The organism is Methylococcus sp. S1M (genome assembly GCF_051295855.1).
Taxonomy (GTDB): domain Bacteria; phylum Pseudomonadota; class Gammaproteobacteria; order Methylococcales; family Methylococcaceae; genus Methylococcus; species Methylococcus capsulatus.
Map to the genome: position 1 here is coordinate 522,819 of NZ_JBPDXO010000001.1, position 16,978 is coordinate 539,796.

Below are 16,978 nucleotides of genomic sequence, written 5' to 3' on the forward strand. Positions count from 1 at the left end.
CGTGAAATCGGCCACCGAAGCGGGACGAACCCGGCCGCCGTCCCGTTCGATCGATACTCATTTGTTGAAGGACCAGAAGGGCTTCTTCCCGGCCGGTTCATCTCCGCCGGCATCCCCCTCCACCACCGATTCGGCGGGCGCTTCGAGGGTACCGAGATAAGGCGCTTCGGGAATCACCTCATCGAAGGCTGGCACCGGTTTCTCGCCGCTGCGCACCTCGAATTCGACCTTCCAGCGCTCACCGCTGTCCCGCGCCACGGCTTCAAGCTGAAGCGTGCCGACCTCGGTCGCCCGCGCCGCCAGCCGTACCGGCACCACCTCGCCGGCTCGGTTCCCTTCGACCGGCAAGGTCACCTCGATTTCATGCAGTTCTTCGATCTCGTCCTCGCGCCAGTCCTCCAGCCGCGTGCCGACCAGATCCTCGCGACGCAGCGTCGAGGCGAAGAAACGGAAGCGCACCGGCTCGCCCACGACCAGCCCGAACTCCTCGGGCGGCAGCTCCGCTTCGGTGCCTTCTTCCATGCCGAACGGAGCGATGCACAGCACCTGCAGCGGGGCCGGGAAACCGGGCACGGCCGGCATGGCGCTTTCGACACCCACGTAATAGGCCGCCGCCGTCCCGCCCCGGATGCGTACCCCCTTGCCCTTGCGGACATAGCCGTAATAGGCCGCGCCGCGGGCCACGGCCAGATCCAGATCGGCGCCATGCAACAACCGCGCCTCCGGAGCACCATCGGCCCGCAGCCAGTCGTTGAGCACATCCAGCAGCCGCCGTTCCAAGGCCTCGGCCTTGAACACACCGCCGTTCAAGAGCAGCGCGGTGGGATGGATGAAGCGCGAGCCCTCGGCCGGCGCGAAACCTTCCAGTTCGGCGGCCGCACTCACCTGTCTGCTCAGGAATGCCGCCAGATGACAGGTGATGCGGGCATCCTTGGCGTAAGGCAGGCCAAGGGTCGTCAAGCCGGTGCGGGCCTGGACCAAAGGCTTCTCGTCGATCGACACCTGAGGGAAAAAACCCTCGACCAGGGTCTGGTTCACTTCGTCCTTGGTCAGCGCGGTACGCAGCGTTCCGCCGATGAGCGAGGAACCGCGGCTGGGCACCACCACCGCCACCTCGGAAACCTCCGGATCGGACAGCAGCGATTCTTTGGCATCCCGGCAGCCGTGCATCAGGGCCTGCACCTGCCAGGACTCGAGTTTCTTGCCCTCGGCTTCCAGCTTCAGCTTGAGACCATAGGCCAGCGCCAGATCCATGTTGTCGCCGCCGAGCAGGATGTGGTCCCCGATGGCGATACGGTTGAGTTCCAGGTTGCCATCGGCTTCGGTGACCGCGATCAGCGACAGGTCGGTGGTGCCGCCGCCCACGTCGACCACCAGGATGACGTCGCCCGGCTTGACCTGTTCGCGCCAGCCACCGCCGCTGGCTTGAATCCAGCTGTACAGCGCCGATTGCGGTTCCTCCAGCAGGATCGCCTGGCGCAGACCCAGCGCATGGGCCGCCTCCACCGTCAGCTCGCGCGCCGCCGGGTCGAACGAAGCCGGCACCGTGATGGTCAGATCCTGTTCGCTCAAGGGATGTTCGGGATGGCGGGCATTCCAGGCGTCGCGCATGTGGCGCAGATAAGCGATCGAGGCCTGGAGAGGTGAAACCCGTTTGACCTCTTTCGGCGCCTGGACTGGAAGGATGGGCGCGCGGCAGTCTACGCCACTGTGGCACAACCAACTCTTGGCGCTGGCGACCAGCCGGATCGGGGTCTTGGCGCCGAGTTGGCGGGCCAGCTCACCGGTGATGGCTTCGGGACGCTCATCCCAGGGGAGGACGATGTCGCCCGGCGCCAGTTCGGCTTCATGGGCCTGATACATGAACGATGGCAACTGCTTCCTGTCGCCGATCGTGCCCGGTGCGGTGAGCTGGGGGATTTCGAGGATTTCCAGCGGCGCTTTTTCGCCGTCGCAGCCACTCAAGTCCACATAGGCCACCACGCTGTTGGTGGTGCCGAGGTCGATACCGACCGAATAGCGGGTCTCACTCACAGTTCCACCTCGGCCTGGGCGAGAATGCGGACATCATGGCCTTCCGCGACCTTGGGCAGGCGGATGTTTTCCACCCTCCAGCCGCGGTGTACCAGCGTGCCGGTGAACGGCGGCTCGCCCACGATGTTGCCGGACAACCGCACACTGGCGGCGTCGAAACCCTTGGGCAGGGTCAGACGACTGCCCTCGGTCTCGCTGCGCACCGGCGCCAGATCGAAGACCTGGCCGATCACCTTGCGGCAACCCTCATGCACCACCCGTGCCGCCGCGCCGATCTCTGCATCGGAGTAGTGGGCGATGTTTTCCTGCACGAAGTCGATGAAACGCGCCTCCTTCTGCAACAGAGCCAGGAGCTGCAGGGCCGCGTCGGGCGTCGTTTCCTTCAGTACCACGGTTTCTTTTTTCATGACAGGCTCGAGCGCTTTCACGGGCTCGGCTGCCGATACCGCTGGCGAGGATTGAAAGGTCACGGCAGGTTCGGGTCTGCGACGCAACAGGGCGATCACCGCCACCGACAGCAGGATGATTTGCACCAGCAACAGGACCACCACCACGGCGGCCAGGCCGACATGCACCGCGTCCAATTTCGCGGGGATCAGATTCAGATCGATTTCCATGGGTTTCCCTTCTGAGGGGTAAGGATGGGGAGAAGGTGTATCGGCCGTCGCCGAGAGCTCCGACGCCGACTCGGCCGCCGCCGCGCGTGCGGCCTGAGCCGACATCAGCAGCCGGACGAGGTCCCGGGCGCCACGCGTGCGGTATGAGCGCATGTAGCGCTCACTGATCGAATCGGGCACTCGTTCGGCATCGAACGCAGCCTTCATCGGAGTCAGCCGGTTTTCGCAAGCATGTAAAATCCGGTCGGTCTGAACGCGGGAATCGACGTCTTCGCCGACATGGGTACGGAATGCTTCGTTCAGACAATCCTGGTAGGCCTTGGCCGCCTCGTGCACCTTGGCCAAGGTCGCCTCGGAGAGCGTGGAGGGCTGCCACTCGCCCTCCGCCCGGAGGAGCGCCGGCGCTCCCAGCGCTGCCAGGAGCATGGCGCCTGCCACACACCGGCTATGCAAACGTTCGGTACTCAATGTTCTTCTGTCATTGGCAACGGCGGGGGTGCGATTTTACGCCATGTCGACACGCTTCTCATGCCTTGAGCCGATATGAGGCTGCCGCGCCGGCATTACAAGCGTACCGGCGAAACCGTCGGCGATTTGGCGAACAGGCCATTTCCTCCCTGGGAGTTTGTCCTGGAGACGGTGTCGGTTAGGCTTCGGGAAGTCCTGCCTGGCGAACCGCGACCGATGAAACTCTACATGACTCCCGGCTCCTACTCGACCGGCATTCACATCCTGCTGGAAGAACTGGGCATCCCCTTCGAGGTCTACCTCGTGAATCTGCCGGCGGGCGACCACCGCAAGCCGGAGTACCTCGCTATCAACCCCAAGTCCACGATACCGGCGCTGGTGCGCGACGACGGTTCGGCGCTGACCGAGTTCCAGGCCATCGCCTATTGGTTGGCGCGTACCTACCCCAAAGCCAGGCTCCTGCCCGAAGATCCCGAAGGCGCGGCCAGAGTCATCGAAATGCTGGCCTATGTGGTCGGCACCCTGCACGGGCAGGGCTTCGCCCGGATATTCACCACCGAGAGCTTCACCTCCAACGAAGCGGAGCGCGAGGCCGTACGAGCCCGGGGCCGGGAGATCGCCGAGCGGGGATTCGCGATCGTGAATGAAACCCTGGCGGGGAAGGACTACGTGGCCGGCACCTTCTCGATCGCCGATGCAGCGCTGTTCTACACCGAATTCTGGGCGGACAAGCTCGGGCTGGATCTGCCCGGGCACTGCCTGGCGCACTACCGGCGAATGCTCGAGCGCCCGGCAGTACAGCGGGTGCTGCGGGAGGAGGGCTACCGCTGAAGCGGCACTGCCCCGTCGCCGCCGGTAGGAAGGGCCGGAGCCGTCTCCGTTTGTCTTTCCAAGCCCCAGGCCACATGCTCGCGCACCAGCGGAGATGCATCGTCGAGCCGTCGCCGCAGGGTTTCGGCGAGGTCCGGATGGGGCGGTGCATTGCCGATGGCCACCGCCAGGTTGCGCAGCCAGCGCTCATGGCCGATGCGGCGAATGGCCGAGCCTTCCGTGCAGCGCAGAAATTCGGCCTCGTCCCAGCCGAAGAACTCCAGCAGCAAGCCACGGTCGAGACCCCGCCGCGGCAGAAAGTCGGCTTCCTCCGTCATCCGGGCGAAGCGGTTCCACGGACAGACCATCTGGCAATCGTCGCAGCCGTAGATGCGGTTACCGATGCCGGGGCGCAGCGCCACCGGAATCGATCCTTTGAGTTCGATGGTCAGATACGAGACGCAGCGGCGGGCGTCGAGCCGGTAAGGGGCGACGATGGCCTGGGTCGGACAGACATCGATGCAGGCCCGGCATTGGCCGCAATGATTGGTGGCCGGCTGGTCCGGAGGTAGCGGCAGGTCTGTGTAGATTTCGCCGAGGAAGAACCAGGAGCCGGCCTCGCGGTTGACGAGATTGGTATGCTTGCCGATCCAGCCGAGCCCGGCATTCTCCGCCAGCGCCTTCTCCAGCACCGGCGCGCTGTCGGTATAGACCCGGTAGCCGAACGGTCCGGCATACCGGGCGATGGTGGCTGCCAGCCTCTGCAGGCGGCGGCGCATCAGCTTGTGATAATCCCGGCCCACGGCATAGCGCGACACATAGGCAGCGGCCGGGTCGGCCAGTGTCTCTTTCATGTCCTGCATGGGTTCGGGCAGATAGTCCATCCGCACGCTGATGACCGATAGCGTACCGGGCTCCAGCTCGGCCGGACGGCTGCGCTTCAAGCCATGCCGGGCCATGTAGTCCATTTCTCCGTGAAACCCTGCCGCCAGCCAGTCGAGCAGCCGAGCTTCGTGGCCGCCCAGGTCGATGCCTGCGAAGCCGATCTGCTGAAAGCCCTGCGCCCTGCCCCATTCACGGATGCGATCCTTCAGCTCGGCGAGGTCTGGGGATGAAATGGCGGCACGAAGCACTCAAGATTCCTTGGCGTAGTCGCGGGAGTCGGCCAGAATAGCGCCTTTCCCAACCTTCCGCACGACACGCCTTCACCCAGCCGATGCCGTCCCATTCGTACGACAGCCTTCCCACCGCACTTTTCACCGCCGCCCAGGTACGGGCCATGGACCGCCATGCCATCGACAGGCTGGGGATTCCGGGACTGGAGCTGATGCACCGGGCCGGGGCCGCGGCCTTCGAGGCACTGCGCCGGCGCTGGCCCGAGGCGAAGACCTTGTCCGTGGTGTGCGGTCCCGGCAACAACGGCGGCGACGGCTATGTGATCGCCCGGCTGGCGCTGGCGGCGGGCTTCGACGTTCGCGCCTATCCTGTCGGCCCGGTCGAGCGGCTGCGGGGAGACGGCGCCGCCGCGTTCGCGGAGTACCGCAACGCCGATGGGCCGCTGCTGAACTTCATTCCACCCGGCTTCGAAGGCGCCGAGATCCTGGTCGACGCCCTGCTCGGCACCGGCCTGGACCGGGACGTGACCGACGAATACGCCGCCGTCATCGACGCCGTCAACGATTTTCCCGGTAAGGTGGTCGCCATGGACATCCCCTCCGGACTCAACGCCGATACCGGGGCGGTGATGGGAAACGCGGTCCGTGCCGACCTGACGGTCAGCTTCATCGGTCTCAAGCAGGGGCTGTTCACCGGTGCCGGCCCAGCGCACTGCGGCGAGATCGTCTTCGACGACCTGGACACGCCGCCGGAAATCCGTCTGGCCCAAACGCCTTCCTCTCGCTTGCTGCGGAGCAATGACTTCACCCTCCCGCCCCGGCGCCGGGATGCCCACAAAGGCCACTACGGGCATGTATTGGTGATCGGCGGCGAATGCGGCTACAGCGGGGCGGCACGGATGGCGGCCGAGGCGGCGGCGCGTACAGGGGCGGGACTGGTCAGCATCGCCACGCGGACATCCCACGCGCCCCTCCTGAACGTGGGCCGGCCGGAGCTGATGGTGCACGGTGCCGAATCCGGCGGCGAGCTCGGGCCATTGCTGCAGCGCGCATCGGTGCTGGCACTCGGTCCGGGGCTTGGGCAGGGCGAATGGGCGAAGGCGTTGTTCGACGCAGCCCTCGACTGCGGCAAACCGGCGGTGATCGACGCCGATGCGCTGAATCTCCTGGCGAAGCTGCCGCGCCGATGCGAACACTGGATACTGACGCCGCATCCCGGCGAGGCCGCCCGCCTGCTCGGGGTAGCCGTTGCGGATGTCCAGCGCGATCGCTTCGCCGCCGTGTCCGCCTTGCAGCGGCGTTACGGCGGCGTCGCCGTGCTCAAGGGAGCGGGTACGCTGATCGCCGGACCGGATGGTGTCCCGCACGTCGCCCGCTGGGGCAATCCCGGCATGGCCAGCGGCGGCATGGGCGACGTGCTCACCGGCGTGATCGCAGGACTGCGGGCGCAGCACGTCCCCCCGTTCGAATCCGCCTGTCTGGGGGTTCGTATACATGGCCAGGCGGGCGACCTGGCCGCCTCGGCCGGCGAGCGGGGTCTCCTCGCCGGCGACCTCATCGATGCCTTGCGCGCCTGTATCAACTGATGCTGCTCTACCTTCCCGACGAGGCGGCGACACTGGCCTTCGCCGCCCGCCTGCAGACGACCCTGGCCCCTGGCTGCGTCGTGTTCCTCCACGGTAATCTGGGGGCCGGCAAGACCACGCTGGTACGCGGTTATCTGCGCGCCGCCGGCTACCTGGGCACGGTCAAGAGTCCGACCTACACGCTGGTCGAGGAATATGCTCTGAGCGACCGCACGGTCTACCACTTCGACCTGTACCGCCTGAACGACCCCGAAGAACTCGAGTGGATGGGCATCCGCGACTATTTCCGACCGGACAGCCTGTGCTTCCTGGAATGGCCCGAAAAAGGCGAGGGCATCCTCCCCTTGCCCGATCTGGAGATTTACCTGGAACCGGAAGACGGAGGCCGGTCGGTCCGGATCGTCTCCGCAAAGGGCATGCGCACAGCGACCTGAGCAGGATCATTCGCTCAGCCGCCTGGCCTGCTCGACCGGCGTCACCCACACGACGCCATCCCCCAGCCGGCCGGAATGGGTGTTCTCGTAGATGATCCGGATGATTTCCTCGACCTGGTTCTCTTCCGCGAGTATCTCGATCCGGACCTTGTGCGAGAAATCGGTCAGTTCGCAGCGCAGGCTGTCGTGGACCTCCTCGCCTTCGTGCGAGCTGCAACCTTCGACCCGCCACACGCTCATGCCGGGAAAGCCGGCCATGCGGCGGAAAGCGTTGCGCAGGGTTCTCAATCGGTAGGGCTGGATGACAGCCTTGATCTCTTTCACATCATCACCCGAAGTTTCCTGATTTTATGGTTCGCGCTCAGGCCTCGATTCGCTTTTCCTCGAACCAGCGATAGACGGTGGGCAGGACCAGCAGGGTCAATGCCGTGGAGAACACCAGCCCGCTGATCACCACGATCGCCAGGGGCCGCTGGATCTCCGAACCCGGACCGGTGCCGAACAGCATGGGGATCAGGCCGAGCAATGCGGCCGACGCCGTCATCAGCACCGGCCGCAAACGCTGCATGCAGGCCTGTACACATGCATCGTACTGACCGTAGCCATTCTTGCGCAGGTCGATGATGCAGGAAACCAACACCACGCCGTTCAGTACCGCAACCCCGAACAGGGCGATGAACCCCACCGAGGCCGGCACCGACAGGTACTCGCCGGTCGCGAACAGACCGAAGATCCCGCCGATGCAGGAAAACGGCAGTTCCAGCAGGATCAGCGCCGCATAGCGCAGCGAGTTGAACAGCACGAACAGCAGGAAAAAGATCATCGCGATGGTGACCGGCACGGTGATGCCCAGCCGGGCCATGGCCCGCCGCATGTTCTCGAACTGACCGCCCCAGTCCAGGAAATAGCCTTCCGGCAAGTCGACCAGCCGGGCGATCTTTTCCTGGGCTTCCGCGACATAGCCGCCTACGTCCCGGCCCTCCAGATTGGCCCCGATCACGATGCGCCGACGCCCCATCTCGCGGCTGATCTGGGCCGGACCGTCCTGCAGCCGGATACGGGCCACGTCGTCCAGCGGGACCACCGCACCGTTCGGAGACAGCAGGGCGATCGTGCGGATACGCTCGACGCTGTTGCGGAAGTTCTCCGGATAACGCACCACGGCATCGAAACGCCGCTGGCCTTCGTAGATTTCTGTGGCCTTCTTGCCGCCCACGGCGGTCTCGATGATGTCGTGGATGTCCGAGGCATTGATGCCGTGGCGGGCGATGGCGGCGCGGTCCACCTCTATGGTGAGATACTGCTGGCCGGTCACGCGCTCCACCCGTAAATCCCGGGTGCCCTCGATGTCCCTGAGAATCCTGGCGATTTCGTCGCCTTTTTCCTTCAGTACGGACAGGTCGTCGCCGAACAGCTTGATGGCAACCTGGGAGCGGACGCCCGACACCATTTCGTCGAGCCGGTCGGCGATGGGCTGGCTCATCACCAGCTGGATGCCCGGCAGCACATCGAGCTTGCGGCGGATCTCGTCCTCGATGCGAGCTTTGTCCCAACCCTCCGGCATGTCGCTGTCCGGCACCAGCGTCACCACCGGATCGGCCTCGTTCGGTCCGCCCGGGTCGGCCGGGCTCTCGCCCCGGCCCAGCTTGGACACCGCCATCTTGACACCCGGAACTTCCATGACCCGCTGCATGGCCTCCATTTCCATTCGCAACGATTCGTCGAAGGCGATGCTGGGCACCCGGGTGATGCCGGGCGAGATCGTCCCCTCGTCGAGCGTCGGGATGAACGAAGTGCCGAGAAAGGGAAACAATGCCAGCGCCGCGGCCAGCAATATCCCCATCACGACGCAGACCAGGACCCCGCGCGGCATCAGCCAGTGCAAAAGCCTGGCGTAGGGGCGCTTGAGCCAGGCGATGATCCGGGTCTCGGCATGCGCCTGGGGCTCGAGCAGATAGGACGAGAGCACCGGCACCAGCACCATCCCTGACACAAGCGAAATCGCCAGGGCAATGGCGATGGTCAGAGCCAGGGGAGCGAAAAGCTTGCCCTCCATACCTTCCAGCATGAGCAGTGGCAGGAACACCAGCACGATGATGCCGACGCCGAAGATTACCGGGATGCCGACTTCCAGAGTCGCCTCGAATACGATGCGGACTCGGCTTTCGCCGGTGTCGCGGCGTTCGCTCAACTGACTCACCGCGTTCTCCACCACCACCACCGAGCCGTCGACCATCATACCGATGGCGATGGCGAGGCCGCCGAGCGTCATCAGATTGGCGGAGATGCCGTAATGGTTCATGACCAGGAAAGTCAGGAGGGGCGTCAAGACCAGGGTGGAAACCACGATCAGGCTGGAACGGATTTCGCCCATGAACAGGAACAGGACTCCGATCACCAGCAAGACGCCTTCGGTCAGTGCCTTGGTAACGGTGTTCAAAGCCGCGTCGACCAGATCGGTCCGGTCGTAGAACGGCACGATCTCGAGCCCGCCCGGCAGCATCCCCTTGTCGTTGATCTCCTTGACCCGCGCCTTGACCCGCGCCACGGTTTCCTTGGCGTTGCCGCCCCGCACCATCATCACCACCCCGGCCACCGACTCGGTGTAGCCGTTCTTGACGATGGCGCCGGTTCGCACCTCGTGCCCGAACCGGACTTCCGCCACGTCGCCCACATGCACCGGCACCCCGCTGATCTCCTTGAGCACGATGCTGCGGATGTCTTCCAGGCTCGAAATCAAAGCCACGCCGCGGATCAGGTACTGCTGGGCGAAATGGGGAAGAATGCCGCCGCCGCTGTTGGCGTTGTTCCGGGCCAGGGACTCGTAGACCTCACGCAAACCGATCTGGTAGTGGCGCAGCCGATCCGGGTTGGCCAACACCTGGTATTGCTTGACGAAGCCGCCCTGGGAATTGATCTCGGCGACACCGGGAATGGTCCGGAGTAAGGGCCGCACCACCCAGTCCTGCACCGTGCGGCGCTCCAGCAGCTCCTCGTAGGTCAGCGCTCGCCGGCCGTCGTCCGGACGCTCCAGTGTGTACTGGTAGACCTCGCCCAGCGCCGTCGACACCGGCCCCAGCACCGGCGTGACACCCTCCGGCATGCGCGAAGCCACTTCGATCAGCCGTTCCATCACCAGCTGGCGGGCGAAGTAGACGTCGGTGGCATCGGTGAACACCAGGGTCACGATGGACAGGCCGTTTTTGTTCAGCGAGCGCAACTCGGTGAGGCTGGGCAGGCCGGTCATGGCGACCTCGATCGGCACCGTGATGAAGCGCTCGACCTCTTCCGGCGAGCGGCCGGGGGCTTCGGCGGCGATCTGCACCTGGACATTGGTGACGTCCGGAAAGGCGTCGACCGACAGTTTGCGCGCCGCGTCCAAACCGAAGCCCAAAAGAGCCAGCGCCACGACCAGCACGATCAGCCGCTGCTTGAGCGCGGCCCGCAACAGAGCCTCGATCACCGATTACTGCTCCAGCTCCCTGCGGAGGCGTTCGTTGTTGAGATGGAACGAACCTTCGGTCACCACCTCATCGCCCGCCGAGAGACCCGACAGCACCGGCCGCTGGCCGCCGACCTCCTTGCCCAGCTTCACCGGCACCAGGCGGAACCGGTCCGCTCCCGCCGGCACGAATACAGCATCCCGGTCACCATCCCGGACCACGGCTTCCGCCGGCACCATGGGCAAGCGGCTCACCTTGCCCGAAATCAGCATGGTCGCCAGCATCTCCGGTTTGAGCGAGCCGTCCGGGTTGGCGACTTCCATGCGCACCGTGACGGTGCGTGTCTCGGGATCGACGGTCGGAGCGATGTAGACCAGATGGCCTTTGACCCGCCGGTCCGACAGCGCCGGGATCTCCGCCTCCACCTGCTGTCCGAGCCGTGCCCACTCGGCCTGCTGTTCGGGCACTTCCGCCACGATCCAGAGCTGGGACAGATCGGCGACCACGAAGAGGACGTCCGCCGGCTGGACCACCAGGCCCTGACTGACATGACGCTCCATCACGATACCGTCGATGGAGGAGACGACCGGCACCAGCGGCTGGATCACCCGGGTCTTTTCCAGCAATGCCAGAGACTCGCTCGACATGCCGAGCACCTGCAACTGATCGGCCATGGCGTTGTACTCGGTTTCGGCCTGTGACAGCTCGCTGGCGCGGCGCTGGAATTCCATCTCGCTGATCACGCCGGATTCGTAGAGCTTGCGTGCCCGCTCGACGATCACACTGTGCAACTGTTTCTGGGCAAGCGCCTTCAGGAAGGCCCGCTGGGTATCGGAAAACTCGGTGCTGTTCAACACTGCGAGCTTCTGCCCCCGCGTCACCCGCTGGCCCACGGAGGCATCGATATGGGTGATGCGTCCGGTCACCGTCGCACCGATACGGGCCAGGCGCCTGAATTCTTCGATCCCGACCCGCCCCGGCACCCGCAATGGCTCGTGCAGTTCACCTTCGGACACCACGGCGATCCGCAACTGCTTCATCAGATCCGGAGGAGCCGTCACCACCGTCCCGTCCGGTTCCGCGGCTTCCCGCGGAGCCGCCGTGGCCGCAACGTCTGTCTGCACCCGTTCGGAACGTTCCGGTTCCGGTTCGGGTTCGCCTTGACAGGCCCACAGAAAAACCGCGGTCCCGGCAAGCTGCGCCACCCGCACCCCCCCGACCGACGCAAACCTCATATCGCCAACTCCTCAAGAAATCCGGGAAAAAATGAATTGCAGCCAGCGTGCCATGACCCATTATATCCGTGCCGGCGAGGGTGTCCCGGCAGCGGGTTGCGATACGCGCTTCGATCCCGCGGTTCACCCCATACCGAACCTGTTGTTGCGGAGCCCAGGCACGCGGAGTATCGTTACCGCGCCCGTTCCGACGCCTTCCACCCATGCGACATCCTTTTCCGGCTGCTTTCCTGTTCGCCCTCCTCATGCTGCTGTCGCCGGCCGGATGGGCGGACCCGGCGGCGAAGGCCACGGTGAGTCTGAAATCCGGGACAAACGTAACACGCTTGCTGCTCACGGTACCCAAAGGAGCCAGCTTGAAACCGCAGGCTGGACGGGCAGATCAACTGATCGTCGCGATGGAGGGTGTAGAAGCGCTGCCGGGACTGCCCAACCCGGCGGGGGACCGTCATGTCGCCGCCCTGCATACCCGCAGCAAGGCCAACGGCAGACTCGATCTGATCGTGGAGCTGCGGCCCGCCGCAGAGTACCGGACCCTGCTGTCGGTGACCGACGCGGGGAACCCCAGCCTGACCGTGGACGTGACGGCAGCCAGGGCAACGGCGTCCCGGCCGCCACAGGCCCCCGTGGCCAAAGCAGCAGACGGACCGCATCGCAAACGCTTCGTGGTCGCCCTGGACGCTGGTCACGGCGGAAAGGACACCGGAGCGCTGGGGGCCGGAGGCAGCCAGGAAAAAGACATCGTCCTGGCCATCGCCCGCAAGCTGGAAGCCCTGTTGAACGCCGAACCCGGCATCCGTCCCGTCATGATCCGCCAGAACGACGAGTTCATCGACCTGCGGCAGCGCATGGAACGTGCCCGCAAAGAACACGCCGATCTGTTCGTGTCACTGCATGCCGATGCCTACAACGATCCGCACGCCAAGGGTGCTTCGGTATTCACGCTTTCCGAGCACGGCGCCACCAGCGAAGCCGCCCGCCGCCTGGCCGACCGTGAAAACGCCGCGGACCGGATCGGCGGTGTGGCGCTGCAAGACAAGGACGAAGTTCTGGCCTCGGTGCTGCTGGACCTGACTCAGAATGCCACGCTGGAGGCCAGCGACCGCGCCGCGGCCAGCATTCTCCAGGCGCTGCAGAAAAGCCATGCGATCCATCAGCCGGGTATACAGAAAGCGGGGTTCGTGGTGTTGAAGTCGCCGGACGTGCCCTCGGTCCTGGTGGAAACCGCCTTCATCTCGAACCCGGAGGAAGAGCTGAAACTGCGTTCTCCCGCTTACCAGGACCAAATCGCCGCGGCGCTCGCCGAAGGGATTCGCAGCTACTTGAAGCGGACCCGTCCGGCCACGGTCGCACCCATCAGCCCGCCGGTCCGCCAGGAGGTGGCGGCATCGGTGACCGACAAGGTGGTCAAATAGCCCGGGTTCAGGTCTCCTCGGCCTGGACGACGACCAGCCCCAGCGCGATCGCGGCCACCGCACCCGCGACTATGGCGACCGCTTCGACCGTCCCATCGGCATGGCGCTCGTAAGGATGTACGGTACCCCCGTAAATCAGGCGTACACTCCAGTCGACGAACATATAGATGGAATAGTAAGCCGCGATCCCGGTGATCGCCGCCGTGGCGGGATTCCGCCCGCGGACCATGGCCCGGTGAAAGAACCATGCACCGACGCCGAGCGCAACCAAGAGACTGAGCATGACACACCCCCTCCGATGTTGTTGTGCCGGCCAGTCTATCGGCACTATATTGCATCGGTTTGAATCCCGCGGGTCTCCCTCGCCCGCCAATATCCGCCCCGACGCCGTGCGATAATCGCCACGTCGTGAAAATACCCGCCACGACGAGGTAAGCCATTTTTTTTCCGCCCTGGATGAAACCTTCCGATGAATTTAGGCGAACTCGCAAAGCATGTTCCCGGCGCCAAACTGAGCGGCGATGCCGAAACCAGCTTCGACGGCGTCTCGACCGACACCCGTGCCATCCGCCCCGGCTCGCTGTTCTTTGCCCTGCGGGGAGACCGCTTCGATGCCCATGACTTCATCGCCGATGCAGTGGGTGGAGGGGCTGCGGCGCTGGTCGTGGAGCGGCGGATCGACACCCTCCTGCCGCAGATCATCGTCCCCGATGGTCGCAGAGCGCTGGGTGCCGCCGCAGCCGCCTGGCGCGCTCAGTTCGACGTGCCGCTGATCGCGGTCGCCGGCAGCAACGGCAAGACCACCGTCACCCAGATGATCGCCGCCATTCTGGCGGCCGCATTCGGCGAGGAGCGCCGCCTGGCGACCCGTGGCAATCTCAACAATGACGTCGGGCTGCCCTTGATGCTGTTCGAACTGAAAGCCGGCCACCGCATCGCCGTACTCGAACTCGGCATGAATCATCCGGGCGAAATCGCCTACCTCGCGAATCTTGCCCGACCCACCGTGGCGCTGGTGACCAACGCCCAGCGCGAACACCAGGAATTCATGGCCAGCGTGGAAGCCACGGCCCACGAGAACGGATCGGTGATCGCGGCATTGCCGACCGATGGTACCGCCGTGTTCCCCGCGGATGACCCCTGTGCCGGCATCTGGCGGAAACTGGCGGGAACGCGCCGGGTAATCGATTTCGCACGCCGCGGAACAGCGACGGTCAGCGGGACATTCCGGACCAGCGCAGGTTTCGCCGAAGTTTCGATCACGACTCCCGCCGGCTGCTGGCAAGCCAATCTCCCGCTTGCCGGTGAACACAACGTCCACAACGCGCTGGCTGCAACGGCGGCTGCGCTGGCGGCTGGCGTGCCTCCCGAGGCCATACGGCGAGGTCTGGAATCCTTTCGCCCCGTCGCCGGCCGCGGCGTCCAGCTGCGCACGCGAACCGGCGCGAGACTGATCGACGACACCTACAATGCCAACCCCGATTCCGTCCGGGCGGCGATCGACGTGCTCGCCGGCTTTCCGCAGCCGCGCATCCTGGCGCTGGGCGACATGGGGGAAGTCGGTGTCCATGGCCCGGAATTTCACCGTGAAATCGGCCGCTATGCGCGCGAGCGCGACATCGACACCCTGCTCGCTCTGGGCGAACTGTCCTCCGAAACGGTCCGGACCTTCGGCACCAGCGGCCACCACTTCGGCACCATGGACCAGCTCATCGCGGCCCTGGCGTCCGCCGACCGTCCGGAGGCCACGCTGCTGGTCAAGGGCTCGCGCTTCATGCAGATGGAGCGCGCCGTCAAGGCTCTGGCGAAACCGGAATGACGCCGTCCGGTTTCAAGGCGTTCCTGTGCCTGCTTCTGTGGCTGGGAAACCCGTCCGCAGCGATGGCCGTGCCGGCCGGGGGCACGTTCACCGCTCTGCGGGACTGTCCGGCCTATGTCTCGAAAAACAAACAGACCAACCCGGACGCTGCCCGTATCACGGCAGGTGAGGCCTATCCCGTGTTCGAGGCCGACAGACCGGAGGACGCCCGCTGGTACCGGCTCCGGCTGCCCGCGGCCAATCCGCCCGAACGCTGGGTGAGCCGGGACTGCGGCCGGCTGGAACCGGGCGCGGCAGCCGAACCGCCCGCTGAACGATGCGATGTTGCCGGCCCGGTGGACGCCTACGTGCTGGCGCTGAGCTGGGAGCCGGCTTTCTGCGAACTCAAACCCGACAAGGCGGAATGCCGCCATACCGATCCGGCGGCCTATCCCGCTCGCCACTTCAGCCTCCACGGCCTGTGGCCGAACAAGTCCGGCTGTGGCACGGATTACGGCTTCTGCGGAGAGGTGAAACGGCCCAGACGCGATTTCTGCGACTACCCCCCGATCACTCTCGATCCGGCCGGAAAAACCGCTCTGGCCGAGGTCATGCCGGGAACCGCTTCGTGCCTGGAACGTCACGAATGGCACAAGCACGGCACCTGCCAGACCGCGATGTCGAGCGATGCCTATTTCGCCCTGGCCGCCGACCTGACCCGCCAGTTCAACGGCTCCGACATCGCGGATTTCATCGCAGACCGAATCGGACGGACGATACGCACGGAAGAGTTTCTTGCCAGACTGGATGCAGCCTTGGGCAAAGGGGCCCGTGACCGTATTTCGCTGGACTGCGAGCACGGCATGCTGGTCGAGATCCGGGTCAACCTGCCTCCGGGACTCGAACCCGGTGCCAGACTTGGATCCCTGTTGCCGCTGGCCGGCAAGAGCGGCGGTTCGAACTGCGGCAGCCGTTTCCGACTGGATCCGATGGGACAACCGCCTTCCACCCGAACCGGCGCAGGAGAGTGACATGATGCATCTGGTCGTTGCAATGTTCGGCCTGTTGATCGCCTCCTTCGGGGCTTTCGGGTTGATCAGGCCCCCCGATTTCGTCAAGCTCGCCAGGAATTTCTGGGCCACGCCGAAAGGCGTGCACTACGCTGCCGCCCTGCGTCTGGCACTCGGCGCCGCCCTGCTCCTGGCCGCCGCCGATTCGGCCTGCCCCCGGGCGCTCGCAGCGTTCGGCTACCTGTCCCTGGCCGGTGCCGTGATCGTCGTCCTTCTCGGCCACGTCCGGCTCGCGAAGATCATCGAATGGTGGGCCCGGCAGCCGGACATCGTCATCCGTCTGTGGGGGCTCATCGCCCTCGCCTTCGGAATCTTTCTCGTTTCCGCCACGCTGACTGGGCAGATCGGGCTACGATAGCGGCCGATGCAGGTCCCGAGGCTTCGCTCCATCCCTTCGACCATCAACCATCAAGGAGTCCACGAATGGCTGAACTGATCTCGATTGTCTACCCTGACGAATTCCGTGCCGCCGAAGTCATGGCCACGCTCAAACGCCTGCAGCGCGGCTACCTGGTCGATCTCGAAGACGCCTGCGTCGTGGTGCGCGACAAGGAATCCGGCAAGATCAAGCTCCATCAGGCGGTGGATCTCACCGCCATCGGCGCCACGTCCGGCGCTCTGTGGGGGGCGCTGATCGGACTCATTTTCCTGTCGCCGCTGGCGGGCATGGCGGTAGGGGCCGCGGCGGGCGCGATCGGCGGCTCCTTGAGCGACTATGGGATCGACGACGGTTTCATCAAGAACATCAGTGAGAAAATGCGGCCCGGTACCTCCGCCATCTTCATGGCGCTGCGTAACATCACGCGGGACAAGGTCGAGCCCGAACTGGCCCGGTTCGGTGGCGAGATCCTCTATACCAGCCTGCCGAAGGAAAGCGAGGAAGCGTTGCAGAAGCTCCTCGCCGAACACCGCTCGGCCAACCTGTCCGCCTGAACCGCCGGGGGCGGGCGGAT

General features: G+C 65.3%; 15 protein-coding genes. 8 read left to right on the top strand and 7 right to left on the bottom strand.

All coding sequences use genetic code 11. From position 1 onward, the window contains the following. Positions 1 to 57: 57 nt before the first annotated feature. Both ACSHWJ_RS02350 and ACSHWJ_RS02355 read right to left on the bottom strand, forming a co-directional pair. Positions 58 to 2,034: an Hsp70 family protein gene (locus tag ACSHWJ_RS02350; RefSeq protein ID WP_282213387.1), complete on the bottom strand. Its 1,977-nt coding sequence runs from the start codon at positions 2,032 to 2,034 to the stop codon at positions 58 to 60. Continuing rightward, on the bottom strand, positions 2,031 to 3,077 hold the full coding sequence (locus ACSHWJ_RS02355; protein WP_306440580.1) for a DUF2760 domain-containing protein: 1,047 nt from the start codon (positions 3,075 to 3,077) through the stop codon (positions 2,031 to 2,033). Before ACSHWJ_RS02355 ends, ACSHWJ_RS02350 begins: the two co-directional genes overlap by 4 nt. Before the next feature lie 258 nt (positions 3,078 to 3,335). Here ACSHWJ_RS02355 and ACSHWJ_RS02360 point away from each other — a divergent pair, with 258 nt between their 5' ends. Continuing rightward, on the top strand, positions 3,336 to 3,950 hold the full coding sequence (locus ACSHWJ_RS02360; protein WP_432539231.1) for a glutathione S-transferase family protein: 615 nt from the start codon (positions 3,336 to 3,338) through the stop codon (positions 3,948 to 3,950). On the opposite strand, the gene queG is transcribed toward ACSHWJ_RS02360, so the two are convergent. Next, on the bottom strand, positions 3,941 to 5,062 hold the full coding sequence (gene queG, locus ACSHWJ_RS02365) for a tRNA epoxyqueuosine(34) reductase QueG (protein ID WP_432539232.1): 1,122 nt from the start codon (positions 5,060 to 5,062) through the stop codon (positions 3,941 to 3,943). The genes ACSHWJ_RS02360 and queG overlap by 10 nt on opposite strands. Before the next feature lie 83 nt (positions 5,063 to 5,145). Between queG and ACSHWJ_RS02370 the strand changes: the two genes are divergently transcribed. Together ACSHWJ_RS02370 and tsaE are read left to right on the top strand one after the other, a co-directional pair. Continuing rightward, complete coding sequence (locus ACSHWJ_RS02370) at positions 5,146 to 6,630, top strand: NAD(P)H-hydrate dehydratase (protein ID WP_432539233.1); 1,485 nt, start codon at positions 5,146 to 5,148, stop codon at positions 6,628 to 6,630. Then, positions 6,630 to 7,064 carry a tRNA (adenosine(37)-N6)-threonylcarbamoyltransferase complex ATPase subunit type 1 TsaE gene (gene tsaE / locus ACSHWJ_RS02375; RefSeq protein ID WP_010960582.1) on the top strand — a complete coding sequence of 145 codons (435 nt, stop codon included), beginning with the start codon at positions 6,630 to 6,632 and terminating at the stop codon, positions 7,062 to 7,064. Before ACSHWJ_RS02370 ends, tsaE begins: the two co-directional genes overlap by 1 nt. A gap of 6 nt (positions 7,065 to 7,070) precedes the next feature. Here the strand turns inward: tsaE and ACSHWJ_RS02380 are convergent, their stop codons facing one another. From ACSHWJ_RS02380 to ACSHWJ_RS02390, 3 genes are read right to left on the bottom strand one after another with little or no spacing between them, the layout of a single operon-like run. Continuing rightward, positions 7,071 to 7,388, bottom strand: coding sequence for a P-II family nitrogen regulator (locus tag ACSHWJ_RS02380; RefSeq protein WP_017365872.1), 318 nt, complete (start codon positions 7,386 to 7,388; stop codon positions 7,071 to 7,073). A 37-nt stretch (positions 7,389 to 7,425) separates the two neighbouring features. Then, positions 7,426 to 10,527 carry an efflux RND transporter permease subunit gene (locus ACSHWJ_RS02385; protein ID WP_432539234.1) on the bottom strand — a complete coding sequence of 1,034 codons (3,102 nt, stop codon included), beginning with the start codon at positions 10,525 to 10,527 and terminating at the stop codon, positions 7,426 to 7,428. A gap of 3 nt (positions 10,528 to 10,530) precedes the next feature. Beyond that, positions 10,531 to 11,742, bottom strand: coding sequence for an efflux RND transporter periplasmic adaptor subunit (locus ACSHWJ_RS02390; RefSeq protein WP_218797647.1), 1,212 nt, complete (start codon positions 11,740 to 11,742; stop codon positions 10,531 to 10,533). Positions 11,743 to 12,098: 356 nt separating this feature from the next. Between ACSHWJ_RS02390 and ACSHWJ_RS02395 the strand changes: the two genes are divergently transcribed. After that, positions 12,099 to 13,157 carry an N-acetylmuramoyl-L-alanine amidase gene (locus ACSHWJ_RS02395; protein ID WP_228370296.1) on the top strand — a complete coding sequence of 353 codons (1,059 nt, stop codon included), beginning with the start codon at positions 12,099 to 12,101 and terminating at the stop codon, positions 13,155 to 13,157. Positions 13,158 to 13,164: 7 nt separating this feature from the next. On the opposite strand, the gene ACSHWJ_RS02400 is transcribed toward ACSHWJ_RS02395, so the two are convergent. Next, positions 13,165 to 13,440, bottom strand: coding sequence for a hypothetical protein (locus tag ACSHWJ_RS02400; RefSeq protein ID WP_218801291.1), 276 nt, complete (start codon positions 13,438 to 13,440; stop codon positions 13,165 to 13,167). A 186-nt stretch (positions 13,441 to 13,626) separates the two neighbouring features. Between ACSHWJ_RS02400 and ACSHWJ_RS02405 the strand changes: the two genes are divergently transcribed. From ACSHWJ_RS02405 to ACSHWJ_RS02420, 4 genes are all read left to right on the top strand, one after another. Beyond that, the gene (locus ACSHWJ_RS02405) at positions 13,627 to 14,976 is read left to right on the top strand and encodes a UDP-N-acetylmuramoyl-tripeptide--D-alanyl-D-alanine ligase (RefSeq protein WP_432539235.1); all 1,350 of its coding nucleotides are present in this window, start codon (positions 13,627 to 13,629) and stop codon (positions 14,974 to 14,976) included. Then, on the top strand, positions 14,973 to 15,986 hold the full coding sequence (locus ACSHWJ_RS02410) for a ribonuclease T2 family protein (RefSeq protein WP_432539236.1): 1,014 nt from the start codon (positions 14,973 to 14,975) through the stop codon (positions 15,984 to 15,986). Before ACSHWJ_RS02405 ends, ACSHWJ_RS02410 begins: the two co-directional genes overlap by 4 nt. Before the next feature lies 1 nt (position 15,987). After that, on the top strand, positions 15,988 to 16,383 hold the full coding sequence (locus ACSHWJ_RS02415) for a hypothetical protein (protein WP_432539237.1): 396 nt from the start codon (positions 15,988 to 15,990) through the stop codon (positions 16,381 to 16,383). Positions 16,384 to 16,448: 65 nt separating this feature from the next. Next, positions 16,449 to 16,958, top strand: a complete 510-nt coding sequence (locus ACSHWJ_RS02420) for a DUF1269 domain-containing protein (protein WP_010960573.1) — start codon at positions 16,449 to 16,451, stop codon at positions 16,956 to 16,958. Positions 16,959 to 16,978 lie beyond the last annotated feature (20 nt).

Excerpts from the sequence above, each read along its gene's own strand:
- ACSHWJ_RS02355 (WP_306440580.1), bottom strand. The coding sequence starts at position 3,077 with ATGCTCCTGGCAGCGCTGGGAGCGCCGGCGCTCCTCCGGGCGGAGGGC.
- ACSHWJ_RS02415 (WP_432539237.1), top strand. The coding sequence starts at position 15,988 with ATGATGCATCTGGTCGTTGCAATGTTCGGCCTGTTGATCGCCTCCTTC.
- ACSHWJ_RS02420 (WP_010960573.1), top strand. The coding sequence starts at position 16,449 with ATGGCTGAACTGATCTCGATTGTCTACCCTGACGAATTCCGTGCCGCC.
- ACSHWJ_RS02390 (WP_218797647.1), bottom strand. The coding sequence starts at position 11,742 with ATGAGGTTTGCGTCGGTCGGGGGGGTGCGGGTGGCGCAGCTTGCCGGG.
- ACSHWJ_RS02370 (WP_432539233.1), top strand. The coding sequence starts at position 5,146 with ATGCCGTCCCATTCGTACGACAGCCTTCCCACCGCACTTTTCACCGCC.
- ACSHWJ_RS02410 (WP_432539236.1), top strand. The coding sequence starts at position 14,973 with ATGACGCCGTCCGGTTTCAAGGCGTTCCTGTGCCTGCTTCTGTGGCTG.
- ACSHWJ_RS02405 (WP_432539235.1), top strand. The coding sequence starts at position 13,627 with ATGAATTTAGGCGAACTCGCAAAGCATGTTCCCGGCGCCAAACTGAGC.
- ACSHWJ_RS02360 (WP_432539231.1), top strand. The coding sequence starts at position 3,336 with ATGAAACTCTACATGACTCCCGGCTCCTACTCGACCGGCATTCACATC.
- ACSHWJ_RS02400 (WP_218801291.1), bottom strand. The coding sequence starts at position 13,440 with ATGCTCAGTCTCTTGGTTGCGCTCGGCGTCGGTGCATGGTTCTTTCAC.
- tsaE (WP_010960582.1), top strand. The coding sequence starts at position 6,630 with ATGCTGCTCTACCTTCCCGACGAGGCGGCGACACTGGCCTTCGCCGCC.